This window comes from Paracoccus sp. DMF-8, from assembly GCF_029309835.1.
In the GTDB taxonomy this organism is placed as follows: domain Bacteria; phylum Pseudomonadota; class Alphaproteobacteria; order Rhodobacterales; family Rhodobacteraceae; genus Paracoccus.
Genome location: NZ_JARJHL010000003.1, coordinates 195,513 through 220,086 on the forward strand (window position 1 = coordinate 195,513; position 24,574 = coordinate 220,086).

At 65.9% G+C, this 24,574-nt stretch carries 26 protein-coding genes and 2 pseudogenes; 9 read left to right on the forward strand and 19 right to left on the reverse strand.

Annotation, left to right across the window (positions count from 1 at the left end):
- Positions 1–67 precede the first annotated feature (67 nt).
- The 3 genes and pseudogenes from PE067_RS01550 to surE all read right to left on the reverse strand — a co-directional run bounded on the left by PE067_RS01550 (position 68) and on the right by surE (position 2,688).
- Positions 68–1,195 (reverse strand): LysM peptidoglycan-binding domain-containing protein, encoded by a 1,128-nt coding sequence (locus tag PE067_RS01550; protein ID WP_346429647.1) that lies wholly within the window; start codon positions 1,193–1,195, stop codon positions 68–70.
- Between the two features lie 45 nt (positions 1,196–1,240).
- Positions 1,241–1,897, reverse strand: a pseudogene (locus PE067_RS01555) (protein-L-isoaspartate(D-aspartate) O-methyltransferase); the annotation flags it as partial.
- Positions 1,894–2,688, reverse strand: coding sequence for a 5'/3'-nucleotidase SurE (surE, locus tag PE067_RS01560; RefSeq protein ID WP_276187514.1), 795 nt, complete (start codon positions 2,686–2,688; stop codon positions 1,894–1,896). The pseudogene PE067_RS01555 and the gene surE, both read right to left, overlap by 4 nt.
- A gap of 166 nt (positions 2,689–2,854) precedes the next feature.
- Here surE and PE067_RS01565 point away from each other — a divergent pair, with 166 nt between their 5' ends.
- Positions 2,855–3,772, forward strand: a complete 918-nt coding sequence (locus tag PE067_RS01565) for a sulfite exporter TauE/SafE family protein (protein WP_276187515.1) — start codon at positions 2,855–2,857, stop codon at positions 3,770–3,772.
- On the forward strand, positions 3,772–4,617 hold the full coding sequence (locus PE067_RS01570; RefSeq protein WP_276187516.1) for a TIGR02186 family protein: 846 nt from the start codon (positions 3,772–3,774) through the stop codon (positions 4,615–4,617). Before PE067_RS01565 ends, PE067_RS01570 begins: the two co-directional genes overlap by 1 nt.
- Before the next feature lie 9 nt (positions 4,618–4,626).
- On the opposite strand, the gene PE067_RS01575 is transcribed toward PE067_RS01570, so the two are convergent.
- The 4 genes from PE067_RS01575 to PE067_RS01590 form a co-directional block, all read right to left on the reverse strand.
- The gene (locus PE067_RS01575) at positions 4,627–5,760 is read right to left on the reverse strand and encodes a GNAT family N-acetyltransferase (RefSeq protein ID WP_276187517.1); all 1,134 of its coding nucleotides are present in this window, start codon (positions 5,758–5,760) and stop codon (positions 4,627–4,629) included.
- A gap of 43 nt (positions 5,761–5,803) precedes the next feature.
- Entirely contained in the window at positions 5,804–6,559 is a 756-nt protein-coding gene (locus tag PE067_RS01580) for a glycerophosphodiester phosphodiesterase family protein (RefSeq protein ID WP_276187518.1), read from the reverse strand.
- Positions 6,559–7,014: a RidA family protein gene (locus PE067_RS01585; RefSeq protein WP_276187519.1), complete on the reverse strand. Its 456-nt coding sequence runs from the start codon at positions 7,012–7,014 to the stop codon at positions 6,559–6,561. The genes PE067_RS01580 and PE067_RS01585 overlap by 1 nt, the downstream gene beginning before the upstream one ends.
- 82 nt (positions 7,015–7,096) lie before the next feature.
- Entirely contained in the window at positions 7,097–10,552 is a 3,456-nt protein-coding gene (locus PE067_RS01590) for an AAA family ATPase (protein WP_276187520.1), read from the reverse strand.
- Positions 10,553–10,706: 154 nt separating this feature from the next.
- On the opposite strand from PE067_RS01590, the gene PE067_RS01595 reads away from it, so the two are divergent.
- The 3 genes from PE067_RS01595 (at position 10,707) to PE067_RS01605 (ending at position 12,225) form a co-directional block, all read left to right on the forward strand.
- Positions 10,707–11,078: a CidA/LrgA family protein gene (locus PE067_RS01595; protein WP_276187521.1), complete on the forward strand. Its 372-nt coding sequence runs from the start codon at positions 10,707–10,709 to the stop codon at positions 11,076–11,078.
- Entirely contained in the window at positions 11,071–11,787 is a 717-nt protein-coding gene (locus tag PE067_RS01600; RefSeq protein WP_276187522.1) for an LrgB family protein, read from the forward strand. The genes PE067_RS01595 and PE067_RS01600 overlap by 8 nt, the downstream gene beginning before the upstream one ends.
- Before the next feature lie 93 nt (positions 11,788–11,880).
- The gene (locus tag PE067_RS01605) at positions 11,881–12,225 is read left to right on the forward strand and encodes a cupin domain-containing protein (protein ID WP_276187523.1); all 345 of its coding nucleotides are present in this window, start codon (positions 11,881–11,883) and stop codon (positions 12,223–12,225) included.
- 78 nt (positions 12,226–12,303) lie between these two features.
- Here PE067_RS01605 and PE067_RS01610 read toward each other — a convergent pair whose 3' ends face one another.
- Positions 12,304–12,624, reverse strand: coding sequence for a DUF6280 family protein (locus PE067_RS01610; RefSeq protein ID WP_020951971.1), 321 nt, complete (start codon positions 12,622–12,624; stop codon positions 12,304–12,306).
- 369 nt (positions 12,625–12,993) lie between these two features.
- On the opposite strand from PE067_RS01610, the gene efp reads away from it, so the two are divergent.
- The 3 genes from efp (at position 12,994) to PE067_RS01625 (ending at position 15,415) form a co-directional block, all read left to right on the forward strand.
- Positions 12,994–13,557 (forward strand): elongation factor P, encoded by a 564-nt coding sequence (efp, locus tag PE067_RS01615; RefSeq protein ID WP_276187524.1) that lies wholly within the window; start codon positions 12,994–12,996, stop codon positions 13,555–13,557.
- Positions 13,558–13,811: 254 nt separating this feature from the next.
- Positions 13,812–14,414: a 2-dehydro-3-deoxy-6-phosphogalactonate aldolase gene (locus PE067_RS01620; RefSeq protein ID WP_276187525.1), complete on the forward strand. Its 603-nt coding sequence runs from the start codon at positions 13,812–13,814 to the stop codon at positions 14,412–14,414.
- A 65-nt stretch (positions 14,415–14,479) separates the two neighbouring features.
- Positions 14,480–15,415, forward strand: coding sequence for a galactose mutarotase (locus PE067_RS01625; RefSeq protein WP_276187526.1), 936 nt, complete (start codon positions 14,480–14,482; stop codon positions 15,413–15,415).
- Here the strand turns inward: PE067_RS01625 and PE067_RS01630 are convergent.
- From PE067_RS01630 to PE067_RS01645, 4 genes and pseudogenes are all read right to left on the reverse strand, one after another.
- A complete protein-coding gene (locus PE067_RS01630) occupies positions 15,412–15,792 on the reverse strand; it encodes an NAD(P)-dependent oxidoreductase (protein WP_276187527.1) in 381 nt (126 codons plus the stop codon). The two genes, PE067_RS01625 and PE067_RS01630, sit on opposite strands and share 4 nt — an antisense overlap.
- Positions 15,793–15,874: 82 nt before the next feature.
- Positions 15,875–16,348, reverse strand: a pseudogene (locus PE067_RS21745) (NAD(P)-dependent oxidoreductase); the annotation flags it as partial.
- A complete protein-coding gene (locus PE067_RS01640) occupies positions 16,345–17,082 on the reverse strand; it encodes an SDR family NAD(P)-dependent oxidoreductase (RefSeq protein WP_276187528.1) in 738 nt (245 codons plus the stop codon). The gene PE067_RS01640 and the pseudogene PE067_RS21745, both read right to left, overlap by 4 nt.
- Positions 17,083–17,197: 115 nt before the next feature.
- Positions 17,198–18,649 carry an aldehyde dehydrogenase family protein gene (locus PE067_RS01645; protein WP_276187529.1) on the reverse strand — a complete coding sequence of 484 codons (1,452 nt, stop codon included), beginning with the start codon at positions 18,647–18,649 and terminating at the stop codon, positions 17,198–17,200.
- Between the two features lie 173 nt (positions 18,650–18,822).
- Between PE067_RS01645 and PE067_RS01650 the strand changes: the two genes are divergently transcribed.
- Positions 18,823–19,485: a redoxin domain-containing protein gene (locus PE067_RS01650; protein ID WP_276187530.1), complete on the forward strand. Its 663-nt coding sequence runs from the start codon at positions 18,823–18,825 to the stop codon at positions 19,483–19,485.
- Here the strand turns inward: PE067_RS01650 and PE067_RS01655 are convergent.
- The 7 genes from PE067_RS01655 to PE067_RS01685 all read right to left on the reverse strand — a co-directional run bounded on the left by PE067_RS01655 (position 19,449) and on the right by PE067_RS01685 (position 24,569).
- Complete coding sequence (locus PE067_RS01655) at positions 19,449–19,736, reverse strand: DUF6525 family protein (protein WP_276187531.1); 288 nt, start codon at positions 19,734–19,736, stop codon at positions 19,449–19,451. The two genes, PE067_RS01650 and PE067_RS01655, sit on opposite strands and share 37 nt — an antisense overlap.
- On the reverse strand, positions 19,733–20,923 hold the full coding sequence (locus PE067_RS01660; protein ID WP_276187532.1) for a GTP-binding protein: 1,191 nt from the start codon (positions 20,921–20,923) through the stop codon (positions 19,733–19,735). Before PE067_RS01660 ends, PE067_RS01655 begins: the two co-directional genes overlap by 4 nt.
- An 82-nt stretch (positions 20,924–21,005) precedes the next feature.
- On the reverse strand, positions 21,006–21,350 hold the full coding sequence (locus PE067_RS01665) for a multidrug efflux SMR transporter (protein WP_276187533.1): 345 nt from the start codon (positions 21,348–21,350) through the stop codon (positions 21,006–21,008).
- Entirely contained in the window at positions 21,350–21,898 is a 549-nt protein-coding gene (locus PE067_RS01670) for a TetR/AcrR family transcriptional regulator (protein WP_276187534.1), read from the reverse strand. Before PE067_RS01670 ends, PE067_RS01665 begins: the two co-directional genes overlap by 1 nt.
- A 91-nt stretch (positions 21,899–21,989) precedes the next feature.
- Complete coding sequence (locus PE067_RS01675; protein WP_276187535.1) at positions 21,990–23,099, reverse strand: Hint domain-containing protein; 1,110 nt, start codon at positions 23,097–23,099, stop codon at positions 21,990–21,992.
- Positions 23,100–23,303: 204 nt separating this feature from the next.
- Positions 23,304–24,236 carry a DNA/RNA non-specific endonuclease gene (locus tag PE067_RS01680; protein ID WP_276187536.1) on the reverse strand — a complete coding sequence of 311 codons (933 nt, stop codon included), beginning with the start codon at positions 24,234–24,236 and terminating at the stop codon, positions 23,304–23,306.
- 81 nt (positions 24,237–24,317) lie between these two features.
- Complete coding sequence (locus tag PE067_RS01685) at positions 24,318–24,569, reverse strand: hypothetical protein (RefSeq protein WP_276187537.1); 252 nt, start codon at positions 24,567–24,569, stop codon at positions 24,318–24,320.
- Positions 24,570–24,574 lie beyond the last annotated feature (5 nt).

Below are 24,574 nucleotides of genomic sequence, written 5' to 3' on the forward strand. Positions count from 1 at the left end.
TGCGCGGCCGGGCCCCCTGCCGTTCCCGACCTGAAAGCTGACCGGACCCATTCGCCGGAAAGCCGCGTCAGTTCAGATATTTCTCGGGGTCGACGCTTTCAAAGCCGTTGCGGACCTCGAAATGCACAAGGCCCTGACTTCTGGCCTTGCCAAGCGGCGTTCCGGCCTGAACGGCCTGCCCCTTGGACACAGCGACATCATCCAGACCGGCATAGACGGTCATCAGATTGCCTTCGTGGCGCACGACAATGATCGGCACCTGATCGACATCGCGGGTAACCGCCGCCACGGTCCCGGCACCGGCCGCCGATACCGCAGCACCGGGCGCGGCGGAAATGTCGATCCCTTCGTTCTTGCCCTTTTCATAGACCCGCGCGATGGCGCCATTGACCGGCATCCGGAATTTCGCGCTGCCCGATGCCGCCGTTCGCGTGCTGCCCATATCGGGGGCGGCCGGGGTTTCGACCGCAGCGGCGGCGGGGGCTGTTTTTTCCGCAGGCAGCGCGGCCGAGGCCGAGGGCGGCTGCGGGGTCGGGCTGCCGCTGCCCGGCGCGGTCGTGACCTCGGACTGGCGCGGCGGCTGCGCGCCCGCGACCGGGATCATCAGCCGCTGACCCGGCCGCACGGCCATATCCGCAGGCAGACCGTTCCACTGGGCCAGATCGTTCACGCCAACGCCGTAACGCCGGGCAATCGACCAGGCGGTTTCGCCGCTGGCGACGACATGCTGACGGGGTTGCGGCGCGGGCTGCGTCGTCGTCACCGTCCGCGTCGCGCCCCGATCGTTCGTCGCGGGCACGCGCGCGGTCACCGTGGCGGGCTGCGCGGCGGCAACGCGCGTCGGCAGGGCCACCACCGCACCGGCGTTCAGCACGGTATTCGCGTCAATCGCATTATACTGCGCAACCTGCGCCGCGTTCAGCCCCAACCGGGCCGAGATCGAGGAAACCGAATCCCCCTGACGCGCCACCGCGACCTGATAGCCGGGATAGGAAATCACCCCGCCCGGGTCCGGTTGCGGACGCGGCATCGCGGCTGCGGCAGCCTGCGTCGTGCTGAGCCCGCCGCCCCAGCCACCCCGGAAATCGGGGTCGAAATTGTCCAGACGCATCCCGGTATATTCACCGTTCGGCCCGCAAGAGGCCAAGGTCACAGCGATGAAAGAGCCTGTCGCCCACAGCCCGAAATTCGACATCTGCCCGTCCTTATATGCCACATGTAGTTGCGGGGGCCGCGTATGCCCCAACCCCTCGACCAGCGGAACAAAGCGCACCTGGCGCAATTCGTCGTAATCATAGCCGCTTTCGCTGCGCCGCACGCGGATCAGCGTCTGCACGGCATCGGACTGTCCGACCGGCACGACCATGATACCGCCGATCTTCAACTGCGCCAAGAGCGGGCCGGGCGGATCCTCGGCTGCGGCGGTCACGATAATGCGGTCAAAGGGCGCCTGTTCGGGCAGGCCATGCGACCCGTCGGCGACCATCGTCGTGATATTCGACAGTCCGAAATGGCGAAACAGGACCTCTGCCTCCTGCACCAGACGGCGGTGGCGGTCGACCGTATAGACCCGCCTGCACAACAGCGCCAGAATCGCCGCCTGATAGCCCGAGCCGGTGCCGACCTCCAGCACCTTGTCGCGCGGCCCGACCTCCAGCGCCTGCGTCATCAGCCCCACGACCGAAGGCTGGCTGATCGTCTGCCCGCAGGGGATCGGCAAGGGCGTGTCTTCATAGGCGCGATCTTCGAAATGGCCGCGCACGAATTCGCCCCGGTCGATCCGCTCCATCGCGGCAAGCACACGCGGATCCGTCACCCCACGCGAGCGAAGCTGGAACAGGAAACGCATCTTGCGTTCGGGCATATCGGCGTCGGGCAGATCGTCGGCGTCGCTCATCCGTCCTCGAAAATCTTGACCAATCCGGTCAGGCTGTCACGACAGGTCAGGTCGGCCCGCATCGGCGTGACCGAAACATAGCCCTGCATGTTCAGATCGACATCGCTGCCCGGCGTCGCGGGAACGGTCTGCGACCCGCCGACGACCCAGAAAAAGCGCCGCCCGTTCGGGGCGATATTCGCCTCAACCTCGAAATTGCTGCCCCGGCGCCGCCCCTGGATCGAGGCGCGGGTGCCGCGCACATCCGCCGCGCTGGTCGGCGGGAAATTGATGTTGTAAAACAAGGTGTAATCGGTATCCGACGACCAGTCGCCGTGATCCAGGATCTGGCGGATGATGCGCGGGCCGTGCTGGCGCGCCGCCTCGAACGGGTCGGCCAGATTGACGGTGCCGACGCCCATGTATTGCGACAGGGCAATCGCGGGCAGACCTTGCAGGGCCGCCTCCATCGCGCCGCCGATCGTGCCGGAATACATGACGTTTTCGCCCGAAGTATTGCCGCGATTGACCCCGGACAGCACCAGATCCGGCGGCGCATCGCGCATCACATCGTAAAGCGCGGCCAGCACGCAATCGGCGGGGCTGCCCTCGGCCGCGAAACGGCGATCATCGAATTTGGCGATCATCGTGGGCTGGGTATAGCTGATGCAATGGCCGACGCCGGATTGTTCAAAGGCGGGCGCCACGGTCCAGACCTCGCCATCCGGCCCGGCAAGCTCGCGCGCGATATCGGCCAGGGCGGCCAGCCCCGGTGCGTTGATGCCGTCGTCGTTGGTGATCAAGATCCGCATATTCGTCCCGTTTCCGCCCTGTCCGCCCCCGGTCATGATTAGCCGCACGCACCGGTTGCGGCAACCCGGCATGGCCGCGTCAAAACCCCTTTGATGGCGCGCTGTTCATTTGACGGGAACTGTTTGCACATGCAGTATCGGCGCAGTCGCGAACACCGGACCGAACATGCAAATCTATCTGCCCATCGCCGAGGTCGTCGTTAACGGCTTCACGCTGATCGCGCTTGGCGGGATCGTCGGCCTGATGAGCGGGCTTTTCGGGGTCGGCGGTGGCTTTCTGATCACGCCTTTGCTGTTTTTCATCGGCATTCCCCCGGCGATTGCGGTGGCGACCGGCGCCAATCAGGTCGTCGCCTCGTCCTTTTCGGGGGTGCTGGCGCATGTCAAACGCAAGACCGTCGATTTCCGCATGGGTGGCGTCTTGCTGGCCGGGGGCGTGGTCGGATCCTCGCTTGGCGTCTGGATCTTCAATTTGCTGCAGAAACTGGGTCAGGTCGATCTGGTCGTGCAGCTTTGCTATGTCGTCTTTCTGGGGCTGATCGGGGCGATGATGCTGCATGAAAGCGTCGGCGCGATTCGCCACGCGCGCGGCGGGCCGGTCAAGCGGACGCGGCGCAACCAGCATGGCTGGGTCCATCGCTGGCCGGGCAAGATGAAATTCCGCGCCTCGGGCCTGTATATCAGCGCCATCCCGCCGCTGATCGTCGGCGCCTTTGTCGGCATCCTGGGCGCGATCATGGGGGTCGGCGGCGGCTTCATCATGGTGCCCGCGATGATCTATCTGCTTGGAATGCCAACGAAAGTCGTCATCGGCACATCGCTGTTCCAGATCACCATCCTGTCGGCCTATACGACCATGATGCATGCGGTCGCGTCGAATACGGTCGACGTCATGCTGGCCATTCTGCTGATCGTCGGCGGCGTCGTCGGGGCGCAGATCGGGGCCAATCTGGGCGCGAAACTGCGGGCGGAACAGTTGCGCATCCTGATGGCGCTGCTGGTGCTGGGGGTCTGCGGCAAGCTGGCATTCGATCTGTTCCTGCGCCCGGACGAGTTGTATTCCATCGCGCCGGGGTTGATCTGATGCCGCGCCTGATACCCCGTCTTGCGCCCGCCATGCCCCCCGCCCTGGCCTTTGCGGCGACACTGGGTCTGGCGCTGACCCTGCCCATGTTGGGGCGGTCGCAAAGCCAGAACCTGCCCCCCGCGCCAGAGCCGGTCAGCGAACATATCGTTGCGGGACTGTCCCATGATGACGTTAATATCACGACGAATTTCGACGGGTCGGATATCATCATCTATGGCGCGATCAGCCGCGAAACCCCCGCGCCCGCGGGGCCGCTGGATGTCATCGTCGCGGTTCAGGGGCCATCCAAGGCGGTCACGATCCGGCGCAAGGACCGGCGTTTCGGGGTCTGGGTGAACACCGATTCCGTGCGCATCGGATCGGCGCCCGATTTCTATGTCGTGGCGACGACGCGGCCCTCGGACCAGATCCTGACGGCGGAACAGGATGCGCAATACCGCGTCTCGATCCCGCAGGCGGTGCGGTCCTTTGCGGGCGAGCTGACCGTCGCCGACACCGTTCCCTTTACCGAGGCCTTCGTCCGCCTGCGACAAGAGGCGGGCCTGTATCGGCTGGATGACGGCGCGGTCACGCTGGCGGAACAGACGCTGTTTCGCGCCGATGTCCAGATGCCCGCCAACCTGATCGAGGGGATGTACAGCAGCCGCATCCTGCTGGTGCGCGACGGCCGCGTCATCGACACCCACCGCGCGCCCATCGAGGTCCGCAAGGTCGGGTTGGAACGCTGGCTGTATCGCATGGCGCTGGACCGGCCGCCGCTTTACGGGCTGATGTCGCTGCTGATCGCGATTGCGGCGGGCTGGACGGCCTCGGTCGCGTTCCGCACGCTTCAGCGCAAGTGATCGCCGCCATCATTCGCTGCGCCGGAACGGTCCCCAATCGGCGATTTCGATGATTTCCTCGCTGACGGCGCGGCGTTCCCGATCCAGATAGTTTTCCAGCGCGCGGCGAAAACCGGGGTCGGCGACCCAATGCAGCGAATGGGTCCGGGTCGGCAGATAGCCGCGCGCCAGCTTGTGATCGCCCTGCGCCCCGGCCTCGACCCGCGACAGGCCGTTGGCAATCGCCCAGTCAATCGCCTGATAATAGCACAGCTCGAAATGCAGGAACGGGTGGTCTTCAACGCAGCCCCAATAGCGGCCATACAGCGCATCCCGCCCGATCAGGTTCAGCGCCCCCGCGATGGGCTGGCCGTCGCGCAGTGCCAGAACCAGCAGGCAATCATCGCGCATCCTGTCGTGCAGGCAGTCGGAAAAGGCCCGCGTCAGATAGGGGCGCCCCCATTTGCGCCCGCCCGTATCCTGATAGAAATGCCAGAAGGCATCCCAATGTTCGGGCAGGATCCGGTCGCCGCGCAGGCTGACGATCTGGCCGCCAAAGCCCTGCGCGCGTTCACGTTCCTTGCGGATCGCCTTGCGCTTGCGCGACGACAGCGCCGCCAGAAAATCGTCGAAACTGGCGTAGCCGTCGTTCAGCCAGTGATATTGCTGGGTGACGCGGGGCAGGAAACCGGCCTGTGCGCCCAGTTCCGCCTCGGCCTCGGTGCAAAAGGAGATATGCGCGCCCGACAGGTCGGATTGCAGCGAAAATTCGGCCATCGCCTGCAACAGCGCGGCCTGGACCTGCGGGTCGCGGGCGATCAGGCGGGGGCCGGTGACGGGGGTAAAGGGCACCGCGCATTGCAGTTTCGGATAATAGCTGCCGCCCGCGCGGGCATAGGCCTCGGCCCAGTTGTGGTCAAAGATATATTCGCCCTGGCTGTTGGTTTTCAGATAGCAGGGCGCGACGCCCGCGACCTGACCGTCCAGACGCGCGACAAGATGGCTGGGATGCCAGCCCGTCCGCCCCCCGACCGAGCCGGAATCCTCCAGCGCCAACAGGAAACGATGGGTGGTAAAGGGGTTTTCTCCCGCACCGCAGCCGTCCCAATCCGCCGCCGCGATGCCTGAAATGCCGGTAAGGACCGAAACGCTTAGCTCTGCCATCAGGGCAAGCTATGCTGTTGTCCGCAATGCGCAAGGGGGGCGGTCATTTCGGGGCGGCATAGCCTTCGAATGTGATGTTGTCGGCGGTGGCCCGGGCCATCGCCTCGTCCTGAGGGCTGCGGATGGTCCAGCACAGGATCGGCACGCCCCGCGATTTCAGCGCCTGAACCGCCGGGTTTTGCAGGTCGCGAAAGGCATGAGAGATAAAGCTGGCGCCGCTGCGGTCGAAATCGGCCAGCGCGGCCAGCCGGGCGCGGCTGTCATCGTCCAGCATCGGCCATTCGTCGGCGTCAAAGGCATCCGTGGTCAGCCCGACCGGAATATCCGGCGCGATTTCGTGAAAGCGCGCGACGACATGGGGGTTGAAGGACATCACCGCCACCGGCCCGTCATACCCGCCAAGCGTTTCCGCCACGCGGTCCTGCAGATCGCCGATATTGTCGCCAAGCCGGCCGTCCTGATCCTTGATTTCGATCAGCAGGGGCGCGCGCCCCGCGACCTCGCGCAGCATGTCCTGCAAGGTCGGGATCGTTTCATCGGTGCGCGACAGACGGCATTCGGCCAGATCCTCCAGCGAGATATCGGCGACGAACGCCTCGCTGCCCGCAAGACGGCTCAGGTCATAGTCGTGAAAGACGATGGGCGTGCCATCGGCGACATGCTGGATGTCGCATTCGATCGCATAGCCCGCCGCAATCGCCGCGCGAAACGACGCCAGCGAATTTTCAGGCACGCGCGGGCCATGCAGCCCGCGATGGGCCACCGGCATGGTCAGAAAGGCGGCGGGCAGCGGCGCCATCATTCGACCTCGAAAATCGCTTCGATTTCGACCGCGACACCGCGCGGCAGGGCCGGGGCGGATACGGCGGCGCGGGCGTGGCGGCCCTTGTCGCCGAAAACCTCGACCATCAGGTCGGAACAGCCGTTGACGACCTCGGGCTGGTCGGTGAATTCAGGGGTCGAATTGACAAAGCCAGTCAGCTTGACGACACGGGACACCTTGTCCAGCGACCCAAGCGCGGCACGGGCCTGCGCCAGCAGCGCCAGACCACAGGCGCGCGCGGCCTCGGCACCCGCTTCGGCGGCCATATCGGCGCCAAGACGGCCGCGAATCAACCCGCCGGGGCCGGAACTGATCTGGCCCGACACGAACAGCAGGTTCCCCGACCGGACAAAGGGCACATAATTCGCCGCAGGCGCAGGCGCGTCGGGCAGCGTGATTCCCAGTTCCGCAAGTCTGCTGTCGATGGTCATGGCCGGTCCTTCCAGATTGGGTGATTTCGCGCGGATTGTTGCGCCACAGGGGGCCATGCGCAAGGCCCCAAGTGCTGCCGCTTCAGGCCACCAGCGCCTCGGCCCGTTTCAGATCGACGCTGACCAGCTGGCTGACGCCCTGTTCGACCATGGTCACGCCGAACAGCCGGTCCATGCGCGACATGGTGACGGCGTGGTGTGTGATCACAAGAAACCGCGTGTCGGTGCGCCGGGTCATTTCGTCCATCAGATCGCAGAAACGCCCGACATTGGCATCATCCAGAGGCGCGTCGACCTCGTCCAGCACGCAGATCGGGGCGGGGTTGGCCAGAAAGACGGCAAAGATCAGCGCCAGCGCCGTCAGCGTCTGTTCGCCCCCCGACAGCAGGCTGAGCACCGACAGTTTCTTGCCCGGCGGCTGGCACATGATTTCCAGCCCGGCGTCCAGCGGATCGTCGGATTCGACCAGCACCAGACGCGCCTCTCCGCCGCCGAACAGATGGGTGAACAGGTTGGTGAAGTTCTGGTTGACCACGTCAAAGGCCGCCAGCAGGCGCTCGCGCCCCTCGCGGTTCAGGCTGGCGATGCCGGCGCGCAGCTTGCGGATCGCTTCCTCCAGATCGGTTTTTTCGCCGGCCAGACGGTCGCGTTCGACCTCCAGCTCGCGCTTGTCGTCATCGGCGCGCAGGTTGACGGCGCCAAGCGCGTCGCGCTGCTGGCGCAGGCGGGCGATCTGTTCCTCCAGCGCGGTGGCGGCGGCCATTTCGGCGGGATCGGTGTCCAGCGCGGCCAGCAGGGCCTGCGGCGTGTTTTCGGTTTCTTCCAGAATGCGGGCACGGGCGGCGGCTTCGGTTTCCGCCGCAGCCTCGGCCCGGGCCTCGCGCGCGGCGCGAAGTTCGCGGGCATCCGACGCGGCGCGTTCGGATTCGCGTTCCAGATCAGCGGCATCGCGCAGCGCGGCATCGGCGCGCGACAGCGCCATGCGGGCCGCGTCCAGGCGGGCCTGCGCATCGGATTCCGATGCGATCAGCACATCGCGCCGTTCGGCCAGCAGGCCGGGCTGGGCGCGGGCATCATTCAGTTCGACGGCGGTCGCGTCGCGGCGTTCGGCCAGTTCGGCGGCGCGGCCCCCGGCCTGTTCCAGACGCAGGCGCCAACCCGATTCCTCGGTCGCGATTTCCTGCAACCGCTTGGTGCGGGCATTGCCTTCGCGGCGCAATTCATCCAGCCCGGAACGGCGGGTCATGGTCGCGATCCGCGCCGCCTCGACCCCGGTGCGGGCATGTTCGACGGCCATCGCGGCGGCGCCCCGGTCGGGCAGTTCGGCCAGCGCCTGCCGCGCCTCGGACAGGCGGCGTTCGGCGTCACCGGCATCGGCCTGATGGCGGGCCAGTTCCGCGCGGGCGGATTCGGCGCGGCTGCTGGCCAGCGACAGGTCGGATTCGGCACGGGTTGCGGCGCGGGCGCAATCGGACAGGGCGCGTTCGGCATCGCGCCGGGCATCGCGGGCCTGACGTTCGGCGGCGCTGGCCGCGTCCAGCATCTGGCGCGCGTCCAGATGGGCGGATGCGGCCTCGTCCGCGCGGGCGCGGGCGGCGTCGGATTGCGCCGTCACCTCGGCCAACTGGTTGACCTTTTGCAGATGCAGCGCCGCCGATGACGAGGCATCGCCCGCATTCACCCGCATCCCGTCCCACCGGATCAGATCGCCCGCCAGCGTCACCAGCCGCTGACCGGGCGCCATCGCCGCCTGCATCGCGGCCCCTGCCGCCAGATCGGCGACGATGCCCACCTGAGACAGCCGCCGCGCCAGCGCATCCGGCCCGCTGACATGCGGCGCCAGCGGCTGCGCGCCCGCAGGCAGGGGATGATCGGCGCCGTAACCCGGCAGGTCGTGCCAGCCCGAAGCGCCGTCATCGGCCAGCCCCGCGCGCAGGTCATCGCCAAGCGCGGCGCCGAAAGCGGCCTCATACCCCCGGCCGACGCGCACCGCGTCAAGGATGGATCTGCCGCCGGTTTCGCCACGCTCGACCAGCTTTTTCAGCGCGGCCATTTCGGCGGCAAGGGCGCTGGCCTCGCCCTCGGCCTCGGATCGCAGGGCGCGGGCCGTGGCCTCCTGGCTTTCCAGATCGGCGCGCATTTCTTCGGCGCCCTGCAGGGCGTCTTCGGCGGATTCGGCGCGGTCGCGGGCGGCATCCTGCGCGGCTTCGGCCTGTTCCAGCGCGGCCTGCGCGGTTTCGCCCGCGGCCTCGGCGCTGGCGACGGTTTCGCCCGCAGCATCGGCAGCGCGGGCGGCGCGGGCCAGCATCGCGTCCAGATCCGACACCAGCCGTTCCGCCGATTGGTGGCGCGCAGCCAGCCGGGCGGATTCGTCGGTCAACTCGGCCAGTCGCGCCTCGACCTCGCGCAGGGCGTCGGCGGCTGCATCGGCGGCATCGGTCGCCGCGGCCAGCCGTTCGTCATGGCCCTGCCCGGCGCGGACCAGTTCGGTGCGCTCCCATACCAGCCTTTCGATCACCTCGCCCGCATCACGATTCAGGGCGGTTTCGCGGTCGATGTCGCGGTCCAGTTGCGCAATCCGCGCGGTCAGGGTGTCGATGGCCTGCAGCGCGCGGGCTTCGGCATCGTCCAGCGCCTCGCGTTCGACAGTGGCGCGGGACAGGACGGCGGCGGCGATCTGTTCTTCCTCGCGCAGCGGAGGCAGCGCGGATTCGGCGGTTTCGCGGGCACCGATGGCCTTGCGGGCCGCAGCCTCGGCCGCGCCCGCCGCGCGGATGGCGTCATGCAGGGCGGCGGCGGCGGCTTCGCGGGCCTGATCCGCCTCGGACCAGCGGCGATACAATAGCACGCCCTCGGCCTGACGCAGGGCCGCGCCGATTTCGCGATAACGCGCCGCAGCCCGCGCCTGACGCGCCAGGGATGAGGCCTGCGCGGTCAGCTGATCCAGCGTGTCATCGACGCGGGTCAGGTTGGTTTCCGCCCCGTTCAGCTTCAGTTCGGCCTCGTGACGCCGCTGATAAAGCCCTGAAATGCCTGCGGCTTCTTCCAGAATGCGGCGGCGGGCCTTGGGCTTGGCATTGATCAGTTCCGAAATCTGCCCCTGCCGCACCAGCGCCGGCGAATGCGCCCCGGTCGAGGCATCCGCGAACAGCATCTGCACATCGCGCGCCCGCACCTCTTTGCCGTTGATGCGATAGGCGGAACCGGCGTCGCGGGTGATGCGGCGGCTGATTTCCAGATGGTCGGCGTCATTCACCGCCGCAGGCGCCAGCCGGTCGCGGTTGTCGATGGTCAGGCTGACCTCGGCATGGGCGCGGGCGCCGCGCCGGGTGGTGCCCGCGAAAATCACATCCTCCATCCCTTCGCCGCGCATGGCGGTGGGGCGGTTTTCGCCCATGACCCAACGCAGGGCCTCCAGCAGGTTCGACTTGCCGCAGCCGTTCGGACCGACCACGCCAGTCAGCCCCTCGCGGATGACAAGATCGGTCGGGTCGACAAAGCTCTTGAATCCGTTCAGGCGAAGGCGGTCGAAACGCAAGGGGCTTATCCACAGAATCAGGTCTTGAATTGGCGGATTGTCCGGCACCCGCCCCTTCAGGTCAACAATATCCGCTAAATCTGGGGTGACGGAAAAAGTTATCCACAAAATGTAAGGGCTAAACACAAGGCCCCCGGGATGTTATCAAAGCCGCATGATCCCTGCGCTTGCCATCATCCTGTGTTTCCAGCTTATCGGCGAGACGATCTCTCGCGGATTGGGGCTGACGCTGCCCGGCCCGGTGATCGGGCTGGTGCTGCTGGTCTTGACCGGCATCGCCCGCCCGCGGGTGATCGAATACCTGCGCCCGGCGGCGCTTGGCCTCTTGGGCAATCTGTCATTGTTTTTCGTCCCGGCGGGCGTCGGCATCATCGCCCATCTGGGGCAATTCGCCGATAATGCCCTGGGGATCGGGCTGGCGCTGATCGTGTCGACCGTGCTGGCCATCGGAGTCGGGGCGCTGGTCTTTTGCCAGGTCGCCCGGCTGACCGAAGGGCCTGCGCAACAGGGCAAGAGCGATGGATAATGCCGCGCTGATCTGGACCTATCTGTCGCGCGAACCGCTGCTGTGGCTGACCGCGACGCTGATCGCCTATTGCATCGGCGACGCGGCATTCCGCGCCACGGGGCGGCAAAGCTGGGCCAATCCTGTGCTGATTTCCGTCGCCCTGCTGGCGGCTTTGCTGGAACTGACCGCGACCGATTACGCAACCTATTTCGAAGGCGCGCAATTCGTCCATTTCATGCTGGGCCCGGCCACCGTCTGCCTTGGCCTGCCGCTGTATGAAAACCTTGGCCGGGTCAAACGGGCGGCATGGCCGCTGATCGCCGCGCTGGTCGCCGGGTCGGCGACGGCGGTGGTGTCGGTGCTGGTGATCGCGCGGGCCTTTGATCTGGGGCCGGTCATGGCGGCCTCGCTGGCGCCGAAATCGACCACCGCCCCCGTCGCCATCGGCATCGCCGAAAAGCTGGGCGGAGAGCCGACGATCACCGCCACCCTTGTCATCCTGACCGGCATAATCGGAGCGATCGTGGCGACGCCCTTGCTGAACCTGCTGCGCATCACCGACTGGCGCGCGCGCGGCTTTTCCGTCGGCGTCGCGGCCCATGGCATCGGCACCGCCCGCGCCTTTCAGGTCCATGAAACCGCCGGGGCATTCGCCAGCGTCGGCATGGGGATGAACGCCGTCCTGACCGCGATCATCGCGCCCCTTGCGCTGCGCCTGCTGGGCTGAGCGGCGACGAAAGTCGTAGCCGCATCCTGAGTGATGGACGGCGTGGCCGGGGCCAAGCTAACTGACGGCGAACAAGCTGACAGGATGACCTGAATGAACGACTTCGTGCATATGACGACCGACGGGATCCCGGCCGATGTCTCGCGCCCCGAGCCGGGCGATGTGATCGCGGGCGACCCGGAATTCACCTGCTGGGAAATCAACACGGCCGAGGGCGGCGTCTCTGCCGGGCGCTGGCAGGCGACGCCGGGCAAGTGGCATTTCGAAAACACCTATTGGGAATTCGTCCGCATCATCTCGGGCCTGTCGATCATCACCCCCGAAGGGGGCGAGCCGCAGACCGTGCGGGCAGGCGACAGCTTTGTGATGACGGACGGGTTCCGGGGCACCTGGGAATGCCTGGAAACCACGCTGAAGGATTACGTCGTCCGGGAATGACCCGGCTTTGCCGCAATAAAAAGGGCCGCCCCGGTGGGCGGCCTGTTTCGTATCGGCCCGCTGAAAAGGCCGCTGGCCTCAGGCGGCCTCTGCCTCTTCGGCGGCGTGGCGGCGTTCGCTTTCCTCGCGCGACAGCGCGACAGAGGTGCGCACACCCTTGGCCACGAATTCCATCAACCCCTTGACCACGCGTTCGTTCGGGTCGATCCCGGCGCAGGACAGCACCTCGCGCCCGTCGCGCGAACGCGCCCAACGTGCGATCTGGTCGGGGCCGTTGCCGTATTTCTTGTCATCTGCAATCGCATCGTCCAAGGCAGCCAGAACGACCGCCGCGAACAGCTTGCGGGCCCGCTGGCCCTGCTCAAAATTGAATGCCGAACCGTCAACGAAGTCGCGCATGATTTTACATCCTGTTTCTTTGCCGGTCCACCAGACCGGATGGTAGCGAAAGCTAGGCGCTTCTGACCGAACCGCCTGTTGATCTTCCGCCTGCTTTATGGCTGTGCTGGACGGGATATCCTTATAAGATGTGATTCGGTATGTCCTGCACCGCATGACCGCCATGCATATAGCGCAATGCAGCATAAATACGAAAAATATCCGTTATCCATGAAGATGTCGCGACAGCGGTTGAATTTGTTCACGCCTTGACAACGCGGGAAACGCGTTTTGGTTGCCTGTCGCCCCGCCAAAAGCTATAGCTGCGCGCAATCGCGCGGCGACAGATCCCTGCGCCGTGGAAAATTCATATATTTCAAGGTCCTCAACATGCCCAAGATCAACGGCAACGAAATTCGCCCCGGCAATGTGCTGGAACATGACGGGGGCCTGTGGGCTGCGGTCAAGGTCAGCCACGTCAAACCGGGCAAGGGCGGCGCCTTTGCCCAGGTCGAGCTTAAAAATCTTCGTGATGGCCGCAAGCTGAACGAACGCTTCCGGTCCGAGGACAAGGTCGAACAGGTCCGTCTGGACCAGAAAGACCAGCAATTCCTGTATGAGACGGACGGCAAGCTGGTGTTCATGGACAGCGAAACCTTTGAACAGACCGAACTGGACGCCGACCTGCTGGGCGACCGCCGCCCCTTCCTGCAGGATGGCATGACCGCCACCATCGAATATTACGGCGACGAAGCCCTGTCCGTCCGCCTGCCGCAGAAAGTCGTCTGCAAGGTCGTGGAAACCGAACCGGTCGTCAAAGGCCAGACCGCCGCCAACAGCTATAAGCCAGCGATTCTGGACAATGGCATCCGCATCACCATCCCGCCCTTTATCGGCACCGACGAAGATATCGTCGTGAACACCGAACTGTTCGAATATTCCGAACGCGCCTGATCGGGCGTCCTGCGACCTTCAACGGCCCGGCATCGCCGGGCCGTTTTCGTTTTCGTCGCCCCAAATGGGCGAGCCGGAAAAGCCGCCGGCAACAGGTCAGTTCCGGGCGCCGGCACCGCTAAAACCGGATTCCATAAAGAAATTTCCTCCCCTTGACGTTGCGGCACTTGCCCTGCGGCGATTGATCCATCAGACATCTCCTGTGCCCGGCCCGGCGTCGGCATTCATCTTTTGCGTGCGCAGGAAACCGCCCCATGTCCCTGTTCATCATCGCGACCCTTCGCGGCATTACCCCGGCCGAGGTGCCCGCGATCGCCGATGCCTTGATCGAAAGCGGGATCACCAGGCTTGAGGTGCCGCTGAAAGCACCCGAGGCGCTGGACAGCATCCGCCTGCTGGCCCGCAGCCGGGGCGAGACTGCCCAAATTGGCGCGGGCGGCGTGCTGAGCATTCAAGAGGTCAGGGCCGCAGCCAAAGCCGGGGCAAATGCGATCCTGTCGCCCAATACCGATACGATGATCATCACCGAAACCTGCAAGCTGGGGCTGGCCTCTTACCCCGGTGCCGCGACGCCCACCGAATGCCTGACCGCGATCCGCGCGGGGGCGACGGCGCTGCGGCTGTTTCCGGCCTCTCTGATCGGTCCGCGCGGCATGGCCGCCTTTCGCCCGATCCTGCCCGATGGCGTGCCGATACTGGCGGCGGGCGGGGTCGCCCCGACCGAATTCGGCGAATGGATCGACGCGGGCGCATCCGGTTTCTGCATCGCCAGCACGCTTTACCGCGCCGGCGACCGCCCCGAGGCCGTGCGGCTGCGGGCACGGATCCTGATCTCGGCGCTGGAGAACCCGATGTGAGTGCTGCGGCGGACCATGCGGGGCGCGCGCTCTTCGGCACATTGCCGGACGGGCAGCGGGTCCACATGATCCGGCTTGCCGCGCATGGGCTGACGGCGCGCATCATGTCGCTTGGTGCCAGCCTGTGCGACCTGCGGCTGGCGGACGGTGACCTGCCGCTGGTGCTGGGTTTCGCCGATCTGGACCCCTATCTGGACGAGGGCCGCGATTTCGGCGCCATCATCGGTCGCTGCGCCGGGCCGATCGCCGGGGCCAGGGCCAGAATCGGGGCGTTGATGCGTGAACTGGACGCCAATGATCGCGGCCGCCACTGCCGCGACGGCGGGCGCGACGGGCTGTCGCGGCGCAACTGGCGCATCGCCGGGTGGAAGGCGGACACGATCACCCTGACCGACCGCCTGCCCGCCGGGCATATGGGCTTTCCGGGCAATATGGACCTGCGCGTCAGCTATACGATCAACAGGGGGCCTGCGCTGCATATCGTCATGGTCGCGCGCACCGATGCCCAGACCCTGTGCAACCTAGCCGCGCATCATCTGCTGTCGCTTGGCTGTGCGGACAGCGCGGATCTGCGGGTGACGGTTCACGCCGACCACGTCCTGCCCGCCGGTCCCGATGGTATCCCGACCGGCGACATCCGTCCGGTTGCCGGAACCGGGCTGGACTTGCGCCAGCCGCGCAATCCGGGGCATCTGGCGGCGCAGGATTTCTGCCTGCGGCCGGGGCGCAGCCGCCTTGCCCGCCCCGCCGCGCGGGTCGAAGGGAACGGCATCGCGCTGGACCTGCTGACGACCGAGGCGGGCCTGCGCCTTGATCCCCGCCCCGCGATCACCCCCGGCGCGGCGGGGCTGGGCGGCCGGGCCTATGGGCCGCATTCGGGCATCCTGCTGCGCGCGCAGGGGTGGCCCGATGCGATTCATCAGCCGGGCTTTGCACAATCGACGCTGCTGCCCGGCACGACCTATCGTCAGGAAACCATCCTGCGGTTCGGGCGCGGCTAGGCCACCGGGGTCAGGGCGGGCCGACCCGCCAGCACCGCCGCCAGATTGTCGCGCTGCAACTGGCCCATCGCCGCCCGCGTCTCGACCGTGGCGGAACCGATATGGGGCAGCAGCAGGACATTCGGCAGCGCCAGAAAACGCCGGTCGATATCCGGTTCGGACCGAAAGACATCCAGCGCCGCACCGCGCAGGCGACCCGCGCCAAGCGCCTCGATCAGCGCGTTTTCGTCGATCACCGAACCGCGCGCGACATTGACGATCAGCCCCTCGGGGCCAAGCGCCTCCAGCACCTGCGCCGACACGATGCCCTGCGTCGCGGGGCCGCCGACGATGGTGACGACCATATCCTGAACCGCCTGCGCCAGCGACAGTGGCATCACGGTGCCATGTCCAGCCGGGCGTCTGCTTTTCCTGACGCGACTGGTAGTGAATCTGGCAGCCAAAGGCCACCAGCCGGTCGGCAACCGCCCGCCCGATCCGGCCCATGCCCAGAATGCCCACCGGCCGCCCCGACAGGCGGCGCATCAGGGGCGCGGGTTGGCGCAGCCAGTTGCCGTCGCGCAGCCAGCCGTCAGAGCGGGTGATGCCGCGCGACAGGTCAATCAGCATGGCGACGGCCAGATCGGCGACATCGTCGTTCAGCACATCGGGCGTGTTGGTGACGGTGATGCCGCGCCGCGCGGCCTCGGCCACGTCGATCGCATCGTAGCCCACGCCGAAATTCGCGATCACCCGCAAGCCGGGCAGCACCTGCATCTGCGCGGCCCCAAAAGGCGCAGCACCCGCATAGGCCAGCCCCTGCACCGCCTGCCGCTGTTCGTCCGACAGGTCCCGCAGGTCTTCGGGCGTGGGCAGGATCAGCGCATCGAACCCCGTGCGCAGCGCCTGCGCATCCGCGTCCCGATAGTCGCCAATGGCCAGAACCCGGCTCATCCGCGCCCCACGAACGGCATGTTCGTCGCCATGATCGTCACATTCAGCATATTCGTCCCCTTTGGCTGGTTCGCCATCATCCACACGGCCTCGGCGACCTCTGCCACATTCATCGACGGCTCGACCTTCATTGTGCCATCGGCCTGCAGGGTGCCCTTGTCCATCACCGCCGTCAGATCGGTCGCGGCATTGCCGACGTCGATCTGGCCGCAGGCGATGGTATAGGGCCGCCCGTCCAGCGCCAGCGTCCGCGTCAGCCCGGTCACGGCATGTTTCGACACCGTATAGGGCACCGATCCGGGCCGGGGCGCAGAGGCGGAAATCGAGCCGTTGTTGATGATCCGCCCGCCCACCGGGTCCTGATGGCGCATCTGGCGAAAGGCCGCGCGGGCGCACAGGAACATGCCGGTGATGTTCACATCCGTCACCGCGCGCCATTCTTCGGGCGAAATTTCGTCGATCAGGCGGGAAATCAGCATGGCGCCCGCATTGTTGAACAGCGCATCCAGCCGCCCCCATGCAGCCTGCGCCTGCGCAAAGGCCCGATCGACCGCCGCCGCATCGGTCACGTCGCAGGGCAGGATCAGCGCATCAGGGCTGTCCCCGGCGGTGTCACGCAAGGCATCGGCGCGCCGCCCGATCAGCCCGACGCGCCAGCCCCCGTCCAGAAAGCGCCGTGCCGTCGCGCGGCCGATACCGCTGCCGCCGCCGGTGATGATGATCGTCTGGCCCATGTGCCCCCCCTTTGCGCGCCGCATAGTGTCGCGGCAACGCGCGATGGGCAAGGTCAGGGCAAAAGGAAACGGGGCGCCCTGCGACGCCCCGTTCCATGCTTGCCGTTGTGTCCGCCTAAGCGTCGGTATCCCAGCCCGAGATCTGCTTGGAATCCATGAACTCCTCGATCCCCCAGATGCCGCCTTCGCGCGCCCGGCCCGATGCCTTGACGCCGCCAAAGGCCGAGCCGCGGCCACGGCTGACACCGTTCATTTCGACCATGCCCGCTCGCAGCTGGCGCGCCAGCCGGTTGCGGCGCGCGCCGTCCTGCGTCTGGACGTAATTGGTCAGCCCGTAGATCGTATCATTGGCGATTTCGACCGCCTCTGCTTCGGTGTCGAAGGGGATGATGGACAGGACCGGGCCAAAGATTTCCTGCCGGGCGATGGTCATGTCGTTGTTCACATCGGCAAAGACCGTCGGGCGCACGAAATAGCCGCGATTGACGCCTTCGGGCAGGCCGGTGCCACCCGCGACCAGACGGGCGCCTTCGTCGATGCCCTGCTGGATCAGGTCCTGGATCTTGTCCCATTGCTGTTTGCTGACCACCGGGCCGATATGCTTGCCCGGCTGATGGGCGGTCGCAACCTCGGTTTCCTGCGCGACCCTGGCGGCCTGTTCGACGGCCTTGTCGTAGAAAGACCGCTCGACCAGCATCCGGGTCGGCGCGTTGCAGGACTGGCCAGAGTTGTAGAAACAATGCCGCGCACCACGCGCCACCGCCTTTTCATCGGCATCGGCAAAGACCAGGTTGGCACCCTTGCCGCCCAGTTCCAGAACGACCTTTTTCACCGTATCGGCGGCGGCCTTGGTGATCGCGATCCCGGCGCGGGTCGATCCGGTAAAGCTGATCATTTCGACGTCGGGATGGGTCGAAAGCTGCGTGCCGACACCCGCCCCGTCGCCGTTGACCATGTTGTAGACACCTGCGGGCAGGCCCGCCTCATCGACGATTTCGCTGAAGACGATCGAGGACAGCGGCGCGATTTCCGACGGTTTCAGCACCACCGTATCGCCCGCCAGCAGCGCGGGAATCACCTTCAGCGTGACCTGGTTCATCGGCCAGTTCCAGGGCGTGATCAGCCCGACGACCCCCACCGGCTCCCATGCGACCATCGAGGTCGGCGCATGCGGGCCAAGCGGGCGGATGAATTCGAATTCCTTGAAGGCGGTGATGAAGTTTTCGATGTGATAGGTGCCGGCGGCGGCCTGATCGCCCAGTGACATGTCCTGCGGCGCGCCCATCTCATCGGTGATGGCGGCGGCCATATCGGCGGCGCGGCGCCTGTAGATGTCCAGAATCCGTTCGACATGGGCCAGCCGTTCGGCGGGCGGCGTCGCGGCCCATGCCGGGAATGCCGCCTTGGCCGCAGCGACCGCAGCATCGGTATCTGCCTGATCGCCCAGTGAAATCACGGCCACCGGTTCCTCGGTCGAGGGGTCGATGACCTCCAGATCGCGCGGTGCCGCGGGGTCGACCCAGGCACCGTTGATGTAGAATTTCCGCTTGTCAGCAAGCTGAGACATGGGATTTCCCTTTTCGTATCCTTCACCCCAAGGTGGCACTCTCGCATCGGCAGCGCAAGGGACGGCCCCCCGCCCTTCCAGATCCGGCAAATATCACGACCAATAAGGTCGTGTTGGCAATTCGCTTCGGGTTGATTATGTTGCAGGCGGAAACGTCACCGAAAGGACCGATCATGTCCCTGCGCATCAACGATATCGCCCCGGATTTCACCGCCCCCTCGACCGAGGGCGAGATCCATTTCCACGACTGGCTTGGCGACAGCTATGCCATCATCTTCTCGCATCCGCGCGATTTCACGCCGGTCTGCACCACCGAATTCGGCGCCGTGGCCCGGCTGGTCCCGGAATTCGAAAAGCGTGGCACCAAGGTCATCGGCGTGTCCGTCGATCTGGTCGCGGATCACGGGAAATGGAAACATGACATCGAATCCCTTGCCGGTGTGCCCGCGAATTTCGCGATCATCGACGACAGCAGCCTGACGGTCGCCAAGGCCTATGACATGCTGCCCGCCGAATATTACCTGCCGACCGAAGGCCGCACCCCGGCCCATTCGGCGACCGTGCGCACCGTGTTCATCATCGGCCCGGACAAGAAGGTCCGCCTGACCATGACCTATCCGATGTCGGTCGGCCGCAACTTTGCCGAAATCCTGCGCGCGCTGGATGCGGTTCAGGCCACCGACGGCGTGCCGCTGGCCACCCCGGCGGACTGGGTTCCCGGTCAGGACGTCATCGTCGCGCTGGCGCTGGACGATGCCGCCGCCGAAGAAAAATACGGCAAGCTGGACAAGAAACTGCCCTATCTGCGTTTCGCCAAGGACCCCAGGAACGCCTGATCCTGCGGCGGATGCCCCCAGATCGCGGGGGCATCGCGCATCAGCGCCCGCGCCTCGGCCAGATCCAGCCGGGCGCGGGCTTTTTCGTGGCAGCAGCCTTCGGCCAGCGCGCGCTGCCACAACCGGCGCGCGGAATGCGCGCTCCACGGCAGGGCGGCGCCGGCCAGCCATGCCCGCAGGGGCGGCGGCAACCCGTCATAGGCGGCCATGCCGCCCGCGCGGCGGCGCAACCCGGTGCGCAGATTGGTCACAGCCCGATCTGCCAGTGCGGAAAGGGGTCGGGGATATTCGCGGGCGTGGGCAAGACGTCGCCGTCGGGCATCAGCGCCGCATCCAGCCGGGCGGTGATCGCCGCCTTGTCCATATCCGCGCCGATGAACACCAACTCCTGCCGCCGATCGCCCCAGGGTTCCTGCCAATGGGGCGCGACGCGCAGCTGCGCCCCGTCCGGCCAGTTCCGCATCGGAACCGCCGCCCACCAGCGCCCAAGCGGAGAGATCTGCGACAGGGCCCCGGCCAGCGAAAACTCGGCCGCCCAATCGGGGCGGGTGGCGATCCAGAAATGGCCCTTGGCGCGGATCACGCCGGGCAGATCGGCATTCAGGACGTCATGCAGGCGCTGCGGGTGAAAGGGCCTGCGGGCGCGATAGACGAAACTGGACACGCCGTATTCTTCGGTTTCGGGGGTGTGGTCGGCGTGGCCATACAGTTCCTTGGCCCATTGCGGATGCAGATGGGCGCGGTCGAAATCAAAGCGGCCGGTGTTCAGGATATCGCCCGCCTCGACCCGGCAATGATCGGTTTCGATGATCCTTGCATCGGGGTTCAGTGCGCGGATGATCTGGCGCGCCGCAACGGCGCGTTCGGGGTCGGCATCGCTGATCTTGTTCAGGATCACCACATCGGCGAATTCGATCTGTTCGGTCAGCAGGGCGACAAGGCTGCGCTGATCGCCCGCATCCACCTGCGCATCGCGATCCGCCAGAAAATCATGGCTGGAAAAATCGCGCAGCAGGTTCACCGCATCGACCACCGTCACCATCGTATCCAGCCGCGCCAGATCGGACAGGCTGTCGCCGCTTTCATCGCGGAATTCAAAGGTCGCGGCGACGGGCAAAGGTTCGGCCACGCCCGTCGATTCGATCAGCAGGTAATCGAAGCGCCCGTCCCGCGCCAGCCTGCGGACCTCGGCCAGCAGGTCGTCGCGCAGCGTGCAGCAGATGCAGCCATTGGTCATCTCGACCAGCTTTTCCTGCGTGCGCGACAGGTTAGTGCCGGTGCGGATCAGGTCGGCGTCGATATTCACCTCGGACATGTCATTGACGATCACCGCGACGCGCAAACCGTCGCGGTTGTTCAGCACATGGTTCAGCAAGGTCGTCTTGCCAGCGCCCAGAAAGCCCGAAAGGACGGTCACGGGTAAGCGGGTATCGCGCATCTCTGCCTCATGATCTGTAATGTTATACTATTACAAATACATCAGGACGAACCCCGCAGGCAATCCCCCCGGACCTGCGCCTTTAGTGAGAGACGGCGCCCGAAAACAGGTTGATGACCACGACCCCGGTGATGATGCAGCCGATCCCGAAAAGCGCCGGCAGATCAAGCATCTGGCCAAAGCGGAAATAGCCGACGGCGGAAATCAGGACGATGCCAAGCCCGCTCCAGATCGCATAGGCGATGCCGACGGGCATGACGCGCAGGGCCAGCGACAGGAAATAGAAGGCGATCAGATAGCACAGCGCCATCAGTAGCGTCGGGATGATCCGGGTGAACTGTTCCGAGCGTTGCAGAAAGGTCGTGCCGATCACCTCGAAGACGATGGCCGTGACCAGCGTGGCATAGGTCAGGACGATGGGCGGCATCACGCGGGTTCCTTTCTGGTCAGGTCAAGCAGGTGCTGGCGCAGCGCGTCGCGGTCGCCGATGCTGTAGGCGGCGGGCCAGAGATCGGCCAGCCAGACGCCATCGGCGGCCATCCGCACGGCCGCCAGCGCAACGCCCGAATCGGTCGCGGCATGGCGTTCCAGCCGCGCGGCCAGCCAGGCGGCCCAGGCCTCATTCAGGCCGGGTTCGGTAAACAGCGCCAGCGACACCGGCGCGGTCGTCGCCCCCATGGCAAAGATCGCCAGCACATAGGCGCGGGTAAAACAGCCGTGGCCGCTGTCGTGGACCAGCGCCTCGTCCACGACGACATCGACCTGCGCCAGTTGCTGGCGGATGACTTCGTGGATCAGGTCGTCCTTGTTGGCGAAATGGTGAAACAGCCCGCCCTTGGTCACGCCGGCGGCGGTGGACACCGACTGGATCGTGACCGCATGCAGGCCCTGCGCGGCCGCAATCCCGGCGGTTGCGTCCAGCAGGCGCTGGCGCACGATTTCGGGCTGCTTCTTTCTGTGCTGCGATCCGTTCATGCGAAATGGATACCTACCGTCCGGTATGTTTTCAATCGCGGAAATCGGGACCTCATCCGAAAGTCAGCCGGAACCCCGGATGCCGCGACGGTCAGGAGATCAGGGGCCGCTGCTTGTCGAGGTGGCGCACGACCAGCTTGCGGCTTTGATGGCCCGACAGCATCGGCCGCGCGGGCGCGAACCCCGCATCGTCACCGCGCAGATGGGGGCACAGCGCCAACAACTCCCGCTGCATCGCGGGGCCGATCACCCGCAGCGCCCTTTTGCCGGGATAAAAGGATTCGACCACCGCGCCATTCGCCGTGATCAGTTCATGCTGGTCGAACATCAGGTGGAAATAGCTGACCGGCAGGGGCGGTTTGCGGATGTCGATACCCTCGATTTGACAAAGCTGCTTGGCCAGCACCAGAACCTGCAGGCTGTCGAACAGGTTGCGCGCGATTTTCGAGCGGATGCGCAGACGCAACTGCGGCGAGACCAGCAGGTCCCGCGCGGGCATATCGCGGCCAAGCGCCCCCGCCGCGATCAGGATCGGGCGCAACTGCGGCGTGTCCCGAAGATCGCCCGGCGCCAGATCGTGGCGCCCGACCCATGCCAAGGCGCGCGGACCGTGATCTATGGTGTCCACCAGATCGCCCGCCCGCAGGTTTTCGACCGGCACCTCGCCCATCGGCGTGGCGATCCGCGTGCCGTGGGTGAAACCGGATGACACGCCGGGGCCATCCACCACCTCCTCGACCGAGGTGCCGACGCGCGGCCGCTGCTTCAGCAGTTCGACCTGAAACAATGCGCGGTCGGTCGGGCCGCGATCCTGTGGTTCCTGCGGATACAGGATCGCGCCCGTCGCGTGGTCGGTCGGAATATAGATCTCGCCATTGCCAAGCCGCAGCACCTGCAACAGGGCATTTTGCGTGAACGGACCGCTGCCCCCCGCGCCGTAACAGGTCAGCCGCGCCGTGAATCGCCCCTGCCAGTCCAGCGGGGTGACGGGGGCCTGACGGCTGCCGATCCGGAACCCCTCCGGCGCCCCGGCGGGGCCGGGAAACAGCGCGCGGATCGCCATGCCGGGCAGGGTCGTCGGGTTGAAGGGGCGTTTCAGCAATAACTCCGCTTCTTCGGACACGGTTTCCGTCCCGCCCGCGCCGGACAGATCGGCAAGATTGCCGATATAGATCGCGCTGGAGACACGGCCTTTGGTCATCACGCTCTCGATGAATAATGTTTGCGCCATTTGCGGACCCGTCGCGATGTCAGAAGCGGTGCGGGATCGCCAGCCTTTGCGTCAAATTCGCATCAGAAAAGTGACTGTCGCGATTTTCCCGCAACTTCCGGGGCTTTGCAAGATAAATGGTCCCGGCGACCCCGCCGGAATTTCCGTGGATCATCGCGGCGGCTGCGTGCGGGCTCAGCGTTGCAGATACAGGTCGCCAAGCGTGGTCAGGCGCACCTCGATCCCGGTCGCGCCGGCCATCACGTCGAAATCGGCATAGGCCGACAGATCCAGCCCGGTTTCCTGCGCCAGTGCCGAAACCGGCACCTGCATATCCTGAAAATCGCCAAAGACGAAACGCGCCGCCGAGGGGCGGGGCAGGTATTCCAGCTGCGTGCGCAGATAGCCGATCACCGTCAATTCGCCGGTGACCGCATGGGTGAATGCGATGATTTTCCAGAAGGCGGCGGGGATCTGGCGGTTGTAATAAACCGGGTCGTCCCGCCCCAGAACCGGGCCGGTGACGACCGTCACGCGCATATTTTCGCGGTCGGTGTTGTTCAGGACGTAGTTTTCCAGATCCAGCCAGATCCCGCCGTTGAAGCCCTGACGCTGCGGCGCGACATTGGTGATGTGAAACGTATCCGCATCGGCCTGTTCGGCGGTGGCCTGATCGCCCCAATTCGGGTCTTCGCGTCGGGTCATATGGCCCCGGCTGAACAGCCCGCGATTTTCCTGACCGTAACCTTCGCGCAGGTTTTGCAGGGCGGCATCAATGCGCGGATCGCGGCGCCAGATATCGGTGCGCCTGATCCCGCGCAGCAATTGCGCGCCGTCGATATTGCAGGCGCTGAACAGGGGCAGCGCGCGCGACCGCGACATGCGCAGGGAAAAATGCGTATATTTCAGCTCTGTCGGATCATGGCCGGGGACCTGCGCCTCGGGCAGCAATTCGACCAGATCATCGGCCCAGATCCCCGCGCCCGGCAGGGGCAAGGGGGTCCCGTGACCGATGAAACCGGGGTCATAGCCGCCGCGCCCGGCATAGTTGTCCAGCGGCAGCATCGCCTCGGATACGCGAAACGGATCGGCGCCCTGATCCGGGCCAAAGCTGCGGATGTTGCGCATCGGCTGTTCCTGCTGGCCCCCGTCTTTGCTGGCCCGTCTTTTTCTGATTCCGGCCCCTACTGGTCCCGCCGACAACCGCGATCAGCGGAATTGCGATTTATGCGGCGGGTTCAGTTCGAATTTCTTTTCGCTGGACAATTGCCACTGGCCAAGGCCGCTCAGGCTTTTCTCGACCGCGCGGCGCGAGCCTTCGACGCGAATCGTTCCGGGCACGATCACCTCGGCCTCGAAGGATTTCAGATGGTCCAGCGCCTCGGCCGTTTCTTCGCGGCTCGGGTCGCCATCATCCGAGAAAACAAGGACAAAACATTCCTTTTTGCGCTGCGTTGCCATAGGCT